Raw genomic sequence first — 13,047 nt, 5'->3', positions numbered from 1 at the left:
TGGGCTGGGAGCAAGGAGACCCGTGTCAGACAAGCAGTTGAGCTGGAAGTACGCCGAAGAGCTCGTGATCGAGCCCGAGCACATCGCCGCGGCGCGCCAGCACTCGCTCGAGCTCGGGGTGGACGCCGTCACTCCCGCGATGGGCGCGCAGCTCGCGGTGCTGTCCGCGGCGAGCGCTGCGACGAACATCATCGAAGTCGGCACCGGCGTGGGGGTGAGCGGCCTGTGGTTGCTGTCGGGCAACCCGGAGGCAGTGCTCACGACGATCGATTCGGAGGCCGACCACCTCCAGGTGGCGCGCAAGGCGTTCATCGACGCCGGGATCGCGGCGAATCGCACCCGCCTGATCGGAGGGCGCGCCGCCGACGTGCTGCCCCGCATGAACGAGGGCAGCTATGACATCGCCGTCATCGACGCCGATCCCGCCTCGGTCGTCGAGTACGTGGAGCACGGATTGCGGATGGTGCGCCGGGGCGGAACGGTCGTCGTAGCCCACGCCCTGTGGCGCGGTCGCGTCGCAGACCCCGCTCAGCGCGACGACATCGTCGCGGGCTTCCGGCTACTGCTCAAGGAGACCTCCGCATCGGACGCGGTGATCAGCGCGCTCTCGCCCGTGGGAGACGGCCTGCTCTTCCTGACGAAGGTGAGTGACTAGGACGCGTCCTAGGCGCTGACGACACCCGCGAGAGCGTCGTGGAGCTCCTTGGCCTCCGCGTCGTTGACGGAGACGACCAGTCGGCCACCGCCCTCGAGCGGAACGCGCACGATGATGAGGCGACCTTCCTTGACAGCCTCCATCGGTCCGTCACCGGTCCTCGGCTTCATGGCTGCCATGAGATGTCCCCTTTCAATGGATACCTGTCCATTATCGGTCATTCCTCGCGTAACCCGAAAATCGCCGGGTGAACGCCGAGCATCACGGCGGTGTCCAGTCGTACCCGTCCACCCACCACGCGAGGTGGATCCAGCCCCATTGGCCCAGGATGCACGCCACGACGAGTACGACCCTGTACACCGGTGACCTCGGCTGGGCGAGCGCCCCGACGCCGGGGAACAGGGGCAGGAGCAAGCGGAACGTGCTCGACTGCGGGAAGAACACCGCAAGCAGGTAGAGCGAGTAGCTCGCGAGCCAGAATCGGATGTCTACCCCGAGGCGGCGGAACGGCCTCGTGAAGAGCAGCGTCGCGCACACCGCGATCAGGAGCGCGAGGGCCGTGACCACGAGCCAGGACGGCACCTGCCACCATTGCGCCCACCAGTCCGCCGCCCGGAACCACGGCGTGAAAGGGATGAGCTCCTCGTAGCCGATGTAGGCCGCCCGCCACGCGAGCTCGGTCTCGAGGTAGGCACCCGGTCGACCGGTCACCGCGCCGGCGATCAGCAGCCAGGCCACGCCCATGATCGCGCTCACCAGGCCGGCGACGGCGGATCCGATGCGCTCGCGCCACGGGAACGCCTCCACCCCCGTCCGAGCCCGCCACCACCGGTGCACCACGTGGAGCAGGAGGGCGAGGGCGAACGCGAGCCCGCTCGGGCGCGTGAGCGCCATCACCGCGATCACGGGCACGAGCATCCCGTACCGGCGCTGAACGAGCAGGTACAGGGCGAGGGCCACCAGGAAGGCGTGCATGGACTCCGCGTAGGCGACCTGCAGGATCGGGGACAGCGGGCCGAAGCAGAACAGCACGACGGCGAAGAGCGAGGTCGACCCCGGCAGCACGAGGGCGAGAAGCCGGTAGAGCATGAGCGCGGCACCGAGCGCGAAGGCGACCGAGACGACGACCGCGACGACCGGGAAGCCGAGCCCCGTCACGAGCATGAGGAGTCGCACGAGCGCGGGATAGGCCGGCATGAACGCCCACGCGCTCTCCCCGACGTGCCCGTCATCCGTGATCGGCAGCTCCGTGGGATACCCGACGGCGGCGATGATGTAGTACCAGTGGCCGTCCCAGATCTTGGCGAAGTCGAAGTAGCCCGGTGAGGCACCGGTCCAGGCGTTCTGCTGCTGGATGCTCGCATAGTGCAGCAGCAGGGCCGTCGTCACGACGCGGGAGGCGACGAAGACGACGAGCACCTTCACCCACCACGCGGTGAGCCGATAGCGGACCTTCAGGGAGGTCGTCAGGCTCCCGACAGCCACGCCCGCAGCCCCCGCTCGACGGCGATGATCTCGTCCACGGCGACGCGCTCGTCATCCGCGTGTGCGCGGAGCGGGTCGCCGGGGCCGTAGTTGACGGCGGGGATGCCGAGCGCAGAGAACCTCGCGACGTCGGTCCATCCGTACTTCGGGAAGGCCTGCGCCCCGACCGCGGCGAGGAACTCCTGCGCGAGCGGAGCATCCAGCCCCGGCCGCGCCCCCTCGGCGAGGTCGGTGACCTCGAGCTCGAAGCCGGCGAACACCTCGCGCAGGTGCGCGATGGCGTCGTCGCCAGAGCGCGAGGGCGCGAATCGGTAGTTGATCGTCACGACGGCCTCATCGGGGATGACGTTGCCCGCGACTCCCCCCGTGATGCCGACCGCGTTGAGCCCCTCGCGGTAGACGAGCCCGTCGACCTCGAGCTCGGCAGGCTCGTAGTCCCGCAGGATGGCGAGCACGTCGGCGGCGTCGTGGATGGCGTTGTGCCCGACCCAGGATCGGGCGGAGTGCGCGCGCACGCCGCGGAGGCGGATGTCGACTCGAGCCGTGCCGTTGCATCCGCCCTCGACCGTCGCGCTCGTCGGCTCGCCGAGGATGGCGAAGTCGCCCTCCAGCAGCTCAGGGCGGGTGCGCGCGAGCCGACCGAGGCCGTTGAGCTCGCTCGCGACCTCCTCGTGGTCGTAGAAGATCCACGTGACGTCGACCGCCGGCGACTCGAGGGCGGCAGCGAGGACGAGGGCGACCGCAACCCCCGCCTTCATGTCGACGGTCCCGCGTCCGACGAGGTCGCCGCCGTCTCGGCGAACCGGCAGGTTCGCGTTGATCGGCACCGTGTCGATGTGGCCGGCGATGACGACCCGGCGGGCGCGGCCGAGCGACGTCCGGGCGACGACGGCATCGCCGTCCCGGACCACGTGAAGGTGCGGGTACGCCGCGAGACTCGATTCGATCGCATCGGCGAGTGCGCGCTCGTTGCCGGACACCGACTCGATGTCGCACAGCTGCACCGTGAGCTCCGCGGGGGACTGCGTCAGGTCGAGCACGGGGAGGCTGGGATCGGTGACGGGCACCCTGCCAGTTTAGGTAGCGTTAGGACCATGAGCTCGCGCGAAGCATGGGGATACGGACTGGCCACGGTCGCTCGGGGCGGCGTCGTGCTCGACACGTGGTTCCCCGCGCCGAAGCTCGGGGCCCTTCCGGAGGGCACCGACCCCTACATCGCCCCGGCCGAGTTCGAGGAGCTCCTCGGCTCCGACCCGCGGCGCGGCGTCGAGCTCGACTTCCGCACCGTCGTCATCGACCTGGATGCCCCTCCCGCCTCCACCCCGGACGCGTACCTGCGCCTCCACCTGCTCAGCCACCTGCTCGTCGCGCCGAACACGATCAATCTCGACGGCCTCTTCGCGCACCTGCCGATCGTGGTCTGGACGAACGCCGGGCCCGTGCACCCCGATGACTTCGAGCGGCTGCGCGTGCCGCTGCAGCGCGCGGGCATCGCCGCGACCGGTATCGACAAGTTCCCGCGGCTCATCGACTACGTCACTCCCCCGCGAGTGCGCATCGCGGACGCCTCCCGCGTGCGGCTCGGAGCCCACCTCGCGCCCGGCACCACCGTGATGCACGAGGGCTTCGTCAACTTCAACGCCGGCACGCTCGGCACCTCCATGGTCGAGGGCCGCATCTCCCAGGGCGTCGTCGTCGGAGACGGCTCCGACATCGGCGGCGGGGCATCCATCATGGGCACCCTGTCCGGCGGTGGCACCGAGCGCGTCGCGATCGGGGCGCGCGCCCTGCTCGGTGCGAACTCAGGAATCGGCATCTCCATCGGAGACGACACCGTCGTCGAAGCGGGCCTCTACGTGACCGCGGGCACGAAGGTGCGCGTGCTCGACCCGGCGAACCCGGATGCCGAGCCGGCGACCATCAAGGCCGTGCAGCTCTCGGGCGTTCCGAATCTGCTGTTCCGCCGCAACTCGCTCACCGGGGCCGTGGAGGTGCTCCCGCGCTCGGGGACGGGTATCGAGCTCAATGCGGCGCTTCACGCGTAGCATCGCGGTTCTCCTCCTGGCGGCCCCACTCGCCGCGTGCTCCACGGCGCAGCCGGCCTCGCTCGATCACCACGCCGGGCGCTACGGGCCGGGCGAGCCGATCATCCTCGACAACCTCACGCTCGCGGGCGGTCGCTACGTCATCGACGTGCAGCTCGATCTGTTCGTGCGCGTCGTCGGCCCACCGGTGAGCATGTCCTGCTCCATCATCGACGCGACCGGGCAGTTGGGTCCGCTATTCGGCACCGGCTTCACGGCCGGAGCCGGCGACTGGTTCTCGATCAGCTCGACGAGCACGTTCGAACTCCCCGAGACGACGCTCGGCCTACGCTGCTCCCCCGATCGCCCGGCCGTGCTCGACGTGCTCGTGCGCGAGGCCGACCTCTCCGCCCAACGACAGGGCTAGTCGCGCGGGGTGGTCTGGAGCTCGAACAGGTCCTCCGAGAGCAGGCGCAGCCGCTGCGGGCGCTCGCGCTCGTACTCCTCGTCGACGAGGATGCTCGTGCCGATGAGGGACGCGCGCACGGATGCCGCGATCTCGTCGAGGGCGGAGGCTCGGGCATCCCGCACGAGACCCGTCGCCCACGCGTCGTCCTCGCTGACCTCGCGGAGCCGGGCGGCGAGGGCGCGCGAGACGTCCTCCCGGCGACGCAGCGCCGCGCCGTCGACGCTGCGGTAGTCGTTGTGCCGCTCGGGGCGGCCCGAGCGGCGGGATGCCGCTTCGCGCGTGCTGGCGATGCGTGCGGCATCCCCGTCCTTCTCGTCCGCGAGGTTGAGCAGCTCCTCGCGCACGGCCGCCTCGTAGCGTTCCTGGTCGTAGTCGAGGCCGTCCCGCAGCGACTTGATGATCATGAGGTTCTTGACCGCGAGGCGGACTCCCGCGGCGGCGATCATCACGCCCTCGTCGACGAGCTCGTCGAGGCTCGCCTCGGGCAGCTCCGCGGGCGCGACGTACTTGCCCAGGAAGGGCCTGCGGCTCCGGAACAACCGCCTCATGCGAGCGAGGTTAGCGCGCGGCGGGCCATTCGCGCGCGGGTTCTCCCACGTAGAGCTGCTGGGGGCGGCCGATCTTCGTGCGGGGGTCCTCGTTCATCTCACGCCAGTGGGCGATCCAGCCCGGAAGTCGCCCGATCGCGAAGAGCACCGTGAACATGCGCGTCGGGAAGCCCATCGCCTTGTAGATGATGCCCGTGTAGAAGTCGACGTTCGGGTAGAGCTTGCGCTCGATGAAGTACTCGTCGGCGAGGGCGACCTGCTCGAGCTCCTTGGCGATGTCGAGCAGCGGATCCTGCACGCCGAGCGCCTCGAGCACCTCGTCGGCGCTCTCCTTGACGAGCTTCGCCCGCGGATCGAAGCTCTTGTACACCCGGTGGCCGAAGCCCATGAGGCGGATGCCGTCTTCCTTGTTCTTCACGCGCTCGACGAAGCGCTGCACGCCCTCGCCGGAGTCGTTGATCTCCTTGAGCATCTTGAGCACCGCCTCGTTGGCGCCGCCGTGGAGCGGGCCGTAGAGGGCGTTGATGCCCGCGGAGATGGAGGCGAACATGTTGGCCTCCGTCGAGCCCACGAGCCGCACGGTCGACGTCGAGGCGTTCTGCTCGTGGTCCTCGTGAAGGATGAGCAGCCGGTCGAGCGCCTTGACGAGCACCGGGTTGACCTCGTAGATCTCGGCGAGGTTGCCGAAGTTGAGCTTGAGGAAGTTCTCGACGAAGCTCAGCGAATTGTCGGGGTAGAGGAACGCCTGGCCGAGGCTCTTCTTGTGCGCGTAGGCCGCGATGACCGGGAGCTTGGCGAGCAGCCGGATGGTCGACAGCTCGACCATCTCGGGGTTGTGCGGGTCGAGCGAGTCCTCGTAGTACGTGCTGAGCGCCGACACCGCGCTCGACAGCACCGACATCGGGTGTGCGGTGTGCGGCAGCGCCGAGAAGAAGCGCTTGAGGTCTTCGTGCAGGAGCGTGTGGCGGCGCACTCGCTCGTCGAACTCGGCGAGCTCCGAGGGGGTGGGCAGCTGGCCGTAGATGAGGAGCCACGCGACCTCGAGGTAGGTGGAGTTCTGGGCGACATCCTCGATCGCGTAGCCGCGATAGCGCAGGATGCCCGCATCCCCGTCGATGTAGGTGATCGAGCTGCGCGTGGACGCGGTGTTCACGAACCCCTGGTCGAGGGTCGTGAAGCCGGTCTGCTTCGTGAAGGTGGAGATGTCGATCGAGTCGTGGCCGGCGGTGCCCCGCACGACGGGGAACTCTGCGGTGCCGCCCGGGAAATGCAGGGTGGCCTTCTCGGGTTCGGCGTTCGCGTCAGTCACCCCTACAGCTTACGGTGCCGCTCCGACCACTGTCACACTGCTCAAAAGACCACGGTCGGCCTTAGAGGACCGCGACAGTCAGGAGAACAGGTCGAGCCTCGCCACGGCCTCGGCGATCGCGGCATCCGACGCGGTGAGGGCGATGCGCACGTGCTCGGCGGGGCTCTCCCCGTAGAAGGTGCCGGGTACGACGAGGATGCCCGCATCGGCGAGCTCGGACACCGTGAGCCACGAGTCCTGGCCCTTCGTGGCCCACAAGTACAGGCCCGCGTCGCTGTCGTCGATGCGGAACCCGGCAGCGCGCAGTGCGGGGACCAGTCGCGCTCGACGCGCCCGGTAGAGCTCGCGCTGGGCCGCGACGTGCGCGTCGTCGCCGAGTGCCGTGATCATCGCCGCCTGCACGGGCGCGGGCGGGATGAGCCCGATGTGCTTGCGCACCGCGAGCAGCTCACCGATCAGGTCGCTGCATCCCGCGACGAACCCGGCCCGGTAGCCGGCGAGGTTCGACTGCTTGCTGAGCGAGTACACCGCGAGTACGGAGGATCGGCGCCCCTCGATGACGCGCGGGTCGAGGATCGACGGCGTGGGGTCGGGCCCCGCCCAGTTGAGCTCCGCGTAGCACTCGTCGCTCACGACGACCGCGCCGAGCTCGCGGGCGCGCGCCACGGCGCCGCGCAGGGAGTCGACGTCGAGCACCCGACCGTCCGGATTCCCGGGGCTGTTGAGCCACACGAGCCGCGTCTCGGCGGGCCACTCCTCGGGGTCGTCGGAGGCGAGGGCGCTCGCGCCGACGAGGGCGGCGCCGATCGCGTAGGTCGGGTAGGCGACGGAGGGATGCACGACCACGTCGCCGCGCCCGAGGCCGAGCAGCATCGGCAGCAGTGCCACGAGCTCCTTCGACCCGATCGTGGGCAGCACATTGGCGGTCGAGAGGTCGTCGACGCCGCGCCGACGGGCGAACCAGTCGACGATCGCCTCGCGGAGCGCGGGGCTCCCGGCGGTCTGGGGGTAGGCGTGGGCATCCGTCGCGGCCGCGAGCGAGTCGCGGATGAGCTGCGGGGTCGGATCCACGGGCGAGCCGACGGAGAGGTCGACGAAGCCGTCAGGGTGCGACCGGGCCCGGTCGGCGAAGGGGACGAGCGAGTCCCACGGGAAGTCGGGCAGCTCGAGCGGGGTGCGGCTCACGCTACTCGTGGCCGCCCTGCGGCTCGGCGAGCACGATCGGGTGGTCGGAGTGGATGACGCCGACCTTCGCGGCACCGCCGGGCGAGCCGATCTCGTCGAAGAACTCGACGTTGGCCTTGTAGTAGTCGGCCCACTTGTCGGGCAGGTCGTCCTCGTAGTAGATGGCCTCGACGGGGCACACCGGCTCGCAGGCTCCGCAGTCGACGCACTCGTCGGGCTGGATGTAGAGCATCCGATCGCCCTCGTAGATGCAGTCGACGGGGCATTCGTCGATGCAGGCGCGATCCTTCACATCGACGCAGGGCTGGGCGATGACGTACGTCACGGGCGTTCTGGACCTTTCGCGGCAGGGGATTTCATCCTATCGCCGCCGCGGCGCACCACCTTCGGCCACGCCAGCACGACGGCGGCGATGAACACCGATCCGATGGTCCAGACCGCTCCCGCGACGTTGTCGGGGACGAGAACCGACCCGCCGGGTGAGGCGAAGGCGAGGAATGCCTGCGCGACAAGGAGCCCGGCGGTCGCGATGCCGGCGATGATCCGGGTCTCGTAGACGATGCGGAGGCCCGCGAGGAGGGCCGCGGTGATGACGAGCGAGACGATGAGTCCCCACGGTACGACTGCGTCGCCGACGGCGATCACCGACTGGTGCACGGCCGTCAAGAGGCCACCGGTGAAGAGTCCGAGCGCGAGGACGAGCACGCCGGAGACGATGCGGGAGAGGATGCCCGTGCGGGCGAACGAGTCCCGCCCGGGCCGGAGGCGGTTGAGGCCCTCCGCCGCGTCGCGATCGGCGAGGGCGAGGTGGCCGCGGTAGGCGGCGAGCGCCGAGTGCTTGCGGGCGAGCGACTCGGGATCGTCGACGCGCACCTGCGCGGGCGCGCCCGGCCGCCCGACCGTGTAGAACGGGACGCGGAGCACTTCGGTGGCCCACGCGGTCGCCTCGTGGACACGGCGGCGCTCGGCATCCCCGGTCGACGCCCCGTAGCTCACGACGACGGTCGGCTCCACCTGCTGGATGACGGCCCCGACGTCGGACGCCACCTCCCCCAGTTCCGCGCTGACAAGGGCAGTCGGGCCGGTGTGCGAGTACTCGCGGGGAGCCAGGCCCCGCCAGCGGGCGTCGGCCGCTCCGAGGTAGCGGTGGTCGGCGACTCCGAGGACGGCGAGCGCGGCATCCAGCTCGGGCGCGGTCTCCTCGTCTCGGATGCACGTCACGACGGTCACCTCGGAGCCGGAGGCCACGAGGCGCGCGATCGTCGCGCCGGTAGTCGCCGTTTCGTCTCCGGCGGCGGCGTGGACGAAGAGAACCCGCTCGACCATATGTTGTGACTGCCTCTCAGGTTTACTCGCTCAGTAGACAGGATACGCGACGAGCACTAGGGTCAATCGAGTTAGGTAAGGCTTACCAACACCCGATTCGAAAGCTCCCCTTGCTCGCCAACCTCATCATCGGCCTTCGCGAAGGCCTCGAAGCCGCGCTCGTCATCGGCATCGTCATCGCCTACCTCCGCAAGAGCGGCCGCGAGCGGCACATCCGCACCGTCTGGTTCGGCGTGGCCCTCGCCATCGGATTGTCCCTCGTGCTCGGTGCCATCCTCACGTTCGGGGCCTACGGCCTGAGCTTCGAGGCTCAGGAGATCATCGGCGGGAGCCTGTCGATCATCGCGGTCGGCTTCGTCACGTGGATGATCTTCTGGATGCTGCGCACCGCCGGCAGCCTCAAGCGCGAACTCGAATCGGGCATCGACCGCGCCCTCGAGGGCAGCGCGTGGGGACTCGTGCTGCTCGCCTTCCTGGCCGTGGCGCGCGAGGGCATCGAGACGGCGCTCTTCATCTGGTCGGCGGCACGCTCCTCGGGCGAGGCACCCCTCGCCGTGGTGGGCGCCGTGCTGGGCATCCTGGCCGCCGCCTTCCTCGGCTGGCTCGTCTACCGCGGGATGATCCGGCTCAACCTGTCGCTGTTCTTCACCTGGACCGGGGCAATCCTCATCGTCGTCGCGGCCGGGGTGCTCGCGTACGGCATCCACGACCTCCAAGAGGCCCGGGTTCTACCGGGCCCCTTCCAGCCGATCCCCGAGGGCGTGCCCGCCTCGCTCGAGTGGATGTGGGGCTGGGCGTTCAGCGTCGCCTCCGTGATCCCGCCCGACAGTGCTGTCGCGGCGGTGCTCAAGGGCGCGATCGGGTTCTCGCCCGAGATGACCTGGCTCGAGATCGTCGTGTGGGCGGTCTACGTCGCGGTGGTGCTCGTGCTCTTCCTCCGGGGAGTGTCCGAGCAGCGTCGCGCCCGGCGCGCCAGGACCCTCGCGACCGCCGCGCCCATCCCCCTACAAGGAGAACGATGAAGTCCACAACCGCCCTGCTCGCCGCCGTCGCCGGAGGCGTGGCGCTGCTGTCAGGCTGCGTGCCGAACGCCGGCATCGACACCGCCGCGACCGTCATCGCGGTCGACAGCAGCGACGACGCGTGCACCGTCGAGACCGACAGCGTCGCGAGCGGCACGGTGACCTTCCGCGTGAGCAACAGCGGCGAGCGCGTCACCGAGTTCTACCTGCTCGGGGAGGACGAGCTGTCGATCGTCTCCGAGGTGGAGAACATCGCGCCCGGGGCATCCCGCGACCTGACGGTGCTCGCCCAGCCCGGCTCGTACTTCACCGTCTGCAAGCCCGGGATGATCGGCTCCGGTATCGGCCAGTCGAGCTTCACCGTCACGGGCGACGCGATAGCCGTCTCCGAGGACCGCGAACGGGCCATCTCCGACGCGGTCGCCAACTACACCGCATACGTGAAGACCCAGGCCGCCGAGCTCGTTCCGAATGTCCAGGGGTTCGTCGACGCGTACGTCGCCGGAGACGACGACGAGGCGCGGCGACTGTTCCCCCTCGTCCGCATCAACTACGAGCGAATCGAGCCCACCGCCTCGCAGTTCGGCGACCTCGACCCTGCGATCGACTACCGCAAGCCGGGAGCGGAAGCCGAGGGTCTCGAGTTCACGGGCTTCCACCGCATCGAAATGGACCTCTGGCTGGATGCCGCGGTCGCGAACTACCCCGACGAGACGATCATCCCGCTCGACGCCGCCGGGCGCCAGCAGATCGGGCAGAAGCTCGTCGACGACGTCACCGCTCTCTACGACGCCGTGCATGCGGACGACTTCGAGCTCAGCGTGAGCGACATCACCAACGGCGCGATCGGCCTCCTCGACGAGGTCGCCGCGCCCGACGGCAAGCTGCCCGGCGAGGAGAACGAGTTCGCGCACACCGACCTCTACGACTTCTACGCCAACGTCGAGGGGGCCGAGGTCGCGTTCACGGCCGTGCGCCAGATCGCGCTCGACTCCGGCGACGACGGGGAGGCGCTCGTCGCCGAGCTCGACGAGGAGTTCGCCGCCATGAAGGCGCTCCTGTCGACCTACGGCGACTACGAGGGCGGCTTCGTGTCTTACGACACCGTGAGCCAGGACGAACGGAACGAGCTCGGCGCCCAACTCAACGCCCTCAGCGAGCCGCTGGCCCAGCTCACCCACGCTGTGCTCGGGGTGGACCCGGCCGAGTGAGCGAGGCACCCATCGACCCGTTGGGCGCGGGAGGCGACTCCGAGTCGGCTCCCGCGCCTCGCGGCATGTCTCGACGGGCGTTGTTCGGGTTGGTGGCGGCGGGCGTCGGCACCGGTGCTGTCGTCGGCGGGTTCGCGGGCGCAGCATCCCGAATCGCCTCCTCGGCCGGACAGGATGCCGCCGGAGCGTACGCGTTCTTCGGCGAGCACCAGGCGGGCATCACGACGCCGGCCCAGGACCGCCTGCACTTCGCCGCATTCGACCTCACCGACCGGGCGACGCGCGAGGACCTCATCCAGCTGCTCACCGAGTGGACAGCAGCGGCGGCGCGCCTCACCCAGGGCCTCGATGTCTCGGAGGCCGGCGCCGTCAACGGGCCCGAGCTGCTGCCGCCCGACGACACCGGGGAGGCGGTAGGACTGCCGGCGAGCGGCCTCACGATCACGATCGGGTTCGGGCCGTCGCTGTTCCGAACGGCTGACGGCGTCGACCGGTTCGGGCTCGCCGACAAACAGCCCGCGGAGCTCGTGGAGCTCCCCCTGTTCGCCTTCGACCTGCTCGAGGAGGCCAGCAGCGGCGGCGACCTGTGCATCCAGGCGTGCGCCAACGATCCCCAGGTAGCGGTGCACGCCATCCGCAACCTCAGCCGGATCGCGTTCGGCACGGCGCGGATCCGCTGGACGCAGCTCGGCTTCGGCCGCACCTCGTCGACCTCGACGGCGCAGGCCACGCCTCGCAACCTGTTCGGCTTCAAGGACGGCACCGCCAACATCAAGGCCGAGGAGTCGGAGGCTCTGCGCGACTTCGTGTGGGTCGGCGACGACGAGCCCCAGTCCTGGCTACGCGGCGGCAGCTACCTCGTGACGCGCACGATCCTCATGACGATCGAGAACTGGGATCGCGTGAGCCTCGCGGAGCAGAACGACATCGTCGGCCGCGACAAGGGCGAGGGCGCGCCGCTCTCGGGCGGCGGCGAGTTCACCGAGCCGGACTTCGCGCTGCGCACCACGAGCGGGGATCCCGCGATCCCGGCGAGCTCGCACGTGCGGCTCGCGCATCGCACCCACTCGGGGACGCGGATGCTCCGCCGCGGCTACAACTTCGTGGACGGCTCGAACGACCTCGGGCAGCTGCGCGCGGGCCTGTTCTTCATGAGCTATCAGCGGTCGCCGCAGCAGTTCATCGACGTCCAGTCGGCGCTCGCGACGGACGCGATGAACGAGTACATCCGGCACGTCGGCTCGGCGCTCTTCGCGATCCCCCGCGGTGCGCGCGACGGATCGTTCGTCGGGGCGGAGCTGTTCGACTAGCCCTACTGGGCCGACGTCGAGGTGACGGTGTAGTTGGCCACCCAGCCGTTGCTGCCGTCCTCCGAGACGACGACGAGCACGCCCCACGCGTCGGTGTTGCCGATGTAGGTCGCCCCGCCCGTCGTGTCACCGCCCGCCTGGGTGGTGAAGCCTGCGCCCTCGAGCTGCGCCTTGATGTCGTCGATCGCGGACGCGCCCGAGACCTTCACGGTGACGTTGTAGATGGCGCCGCTGCCGTCACCGAGAGCCCCGCCGAAGACGATCTCGCCGTCGATGACGGGCACCTCCGCCTCGGGGTAGCCGTCCGGCAGAGTCGTGCCGCCGAGATCGACCTGACCTCCTGTCGCGCCCTCGATGATCGACTCGACGGGGTTGCCGAAGCACCCCGTGAGGGCGGGCGCGATCGACATCGCGAGGATGATCGCGATGGGAGCGGTGACGCGGGTGCGCAGCGTGGTCATGTCGGTGCCTCCTCGGTGCGGGCGGGATGCCTCGCGCACAGC

15 protein-coding genes are annotated in these 13,047 nt (G+C 69.8%); 6 read left to right on the top strand and 9 right to left on the bottom strand.

Features of this window, described 5'->3' with window-relative positions; all coding sequences use genetic code 11:
* The first annotated feature begins 22 nt into the window (after positions 1-22).
* Positions 23-655, top strand: coding sequence for an O-methyltransferase (locus Q5716_RS03670; RefSeq protein WP_305001732.1), 633 nt, complete (start codon positions 23-25; stop codon positions 653-655).
* An 8-nt stretch (positions 656-663) separates the two neighbouring features.
* Here the strand turns inward: Q5716_RS03670 and Q5716_RS03665 are convergent, their stop codons facing one another.
* The 3 genes from Q5716_RS03665 to dapE form a co-directional block, all read right to left on the bottom strand.
* Positions 664-834: a DUF3117 domain-containing protein gene (locus Q5716_RS03665; RefSeq protein WP_147722088.1), complete on the bottom strand. Its 171-nt coding sequence runs from the start codon at positions 832-834 to the stop codon at positions 664-666.
* Positions 835-916: 82 nt separating this feature from the next.
* Positions 917-2,140, bottom strand: coding sequence for a mannosyltransferase family protein (locus Q5716_RS03660; protein WP_305001731.1), 1,224 nt, complete (start codon positions 2,138-2,140; stop codon positions 917-919).
* Positions 2,122-3,207: a succinyl-diaminopimelate desuccinylase gene (gene dapE, locus Q5716_RS03655; protein ID WP_305001730.1), complete on the bottom strand. Its 1,086-nt coding sequence runs from the start codon at positions 3,205-3,207 to the stop codon at positions 2,122-2,124. The genes Q5716_RS03660 and dapE overlap by 19 nt, the downstream gene beginning before the upstream one ends.
* Before the next feature lie 27 nt (positions 3,208-3,234).
* Here dapE and dapD point away from each other — a divergent pair, with 27 nt between their 5' ends.
* Both dapD and Q5716_RS03645 read left to right on the top strand, forming a co-directional pair.
* Positions 3,235-4,185, top strand: a complete 951-nt coding sequence (gene dapD / locus Q5716_RS03650; RefSeq protein ID WP_305001729.1) for a 2,3,4,5-tetrahydropyridine-2,6-dicarboxylate N-succinyltransferase — start codon at positions 3,235-3,237, stop codon at positions 4,183-4,185.
* On the top strand, positions 4,166-4,591 hold the full coding sequence (locus tag Q5716_RS03645; protein ID WP_305001728.1) for a hypothetical protein: 426 nt from the start codon (positions 4,166-4,168) through the stop codon (positions 4,589-4,591). Before dapD ends, Q5716_RS03645 begins: the two co-directional genes overlap by 20 nt.
* Here Q5716_RS03645 and Q5716_RS03640 read toward each other — a convergent pair.
* The 5 genes from Q5716_RS03640 to Q5716_RS03620 all read right to left on the bottom strand — a co-directional run bounded on the left by Q5716_RS03640 (position 4,588) and on the right by Q5716_RS03620 (position 9,001).
* Positions 4,588-5,181: a hypothetical protein gene (locus Q5716_RS03640; RefSeq protein WP_305001727.1), complete on the bottom strand. Its 594-nt coding sequence runs from the start codon at positions 5,179-5,181 to the stop codon at positions 4,588-4,590. The two genes, Q5716_RS03645 and Q5716_RS03640, sit on opposite strands and share 4 nt — an antisense overlap.
* A gap of 10 nt (positions 5,182-5,191) precedes the next feature.
* Positions 5,192-6,490: a citrate synthase gene (locus Q5716_RS03635; RefSeq protein ID WP_305001726.1), complete on the bottom strand. Its 1,299-nt coding sequence runs from the start codon at positions 6,488-6,490 to the stop codon at positions 5,192-5,194.
* Between the two features lie 78 nt (positions 6,491-6,568).
* On the bottom strand, positions 6,569-7,675 hold the full coding sequence (dapC, locus tag Q5716_RS03630) for a succinyldiaminopimelate transaminase (protein WP_305001725.1): 1,107 nt from the start codon (positions 7,673-7,675) through the stop codon (positions 6,569-6,571).
* A 1-nt stretch (position 7,676) separates the two neighbouring features.
* Positions 7,677-8,000, bottom strand: coding sequence for a ferredoxin (gene fdxA / locus Q5716_RS03625; protein ID WP_305001724.1), 324 nt, complete (start codon positions 7,998-8,000; stop codon positions 7,677-7,679).
* Complete coding sequence (locus Q5716_RS03620; RefSeq protein WP_305001723.1) at positions 7,997-9,001, bottom strand: PIG-L deacetylase family protein; 1,005 nt, start codon at positions 8,999-9,001, stop codon at positions 7,997-7,999. Before Q5716_RS03620 ends, fdxA begins: the two co-directional genes overlap by 4 nt.
* A gap of 110 nt (positions 9,002-9,111) precedes the next feature.
* On the opposite strand from Q5716_RS03620, the gene efeU reads away from it, so the two are divergent.
* From efeU to efeB, 3 genes are all read left to right on the top strand, one after another.
* The gene (efeU, locus tag Q5716_RS03615) at positions 9,112-10,023 is read left to right on the top strand and encodes an iron uptake transporter permease EfeU (RefSeq protein ID WP_305001722.1); all 912 of its coding nucleotides are present in this window, start codon (positions 9,112-9,114) and stop codon (positions 10,021-10,023) included.
* Positions 10,020-11,234 (top strand): iron uptake system protein EfeO, encoded by a 1,215-nt coding sequence (gene efeO / locus Q5716_RS03610; RefSeq protein ID WP_305001721.1) that lies wholly within the window; start codon positions 10,020-10,022, stop codon positions 11,232-11,234. The genes efeU and efeO overlap by 4 nt, the downstream gene beginning before the upstream one ends.
* A gap of 65 nt (positions 11,235-11,299) precedes the next feature.
* Entirely contained in the window at positions 11,300-12,544 is a 1,245-nt protein-coding gene (gene efeB / locus Q5716_RS03605; protein WP_305002960.1) for an iron uptake transporter deferrochelatase/peroxidase subunit, read from the top strand.
* A gap of 2 nt (positions 12,545-12,546) precedes the next feature.
* Here efeB and Q5716_RS03600 read toward each other — a convergent pair whose 3' ends face one another.
* Complete coding sequence (locus Q5716_RS03600) at positions 12,547-13,005, bottom strand: hypothetical protein (protein WP_305001720.1); 459 nt, start codon at positions 13,003-13,005, stop codon at positions 12,547-12,549.
* Positions 13,006-13,047: the final 42 nt, after the last annotated feature.

It is taken from the genome of Antiquaquibacter soli, from assembly GCF_030580675.1.
In the GTDB taxonomy this organism is placed as follows: Bacteria; Actinomycetota; Actinomycetes; order Actinomycetales; family Microbacteriaceae; genus Rhodoglobus; species Rhodoglobus soli.
Note: the sequence above shows the minus strand (reverse complement) of the source record. Positions and strands in the feature narration are given on the sequence as shown.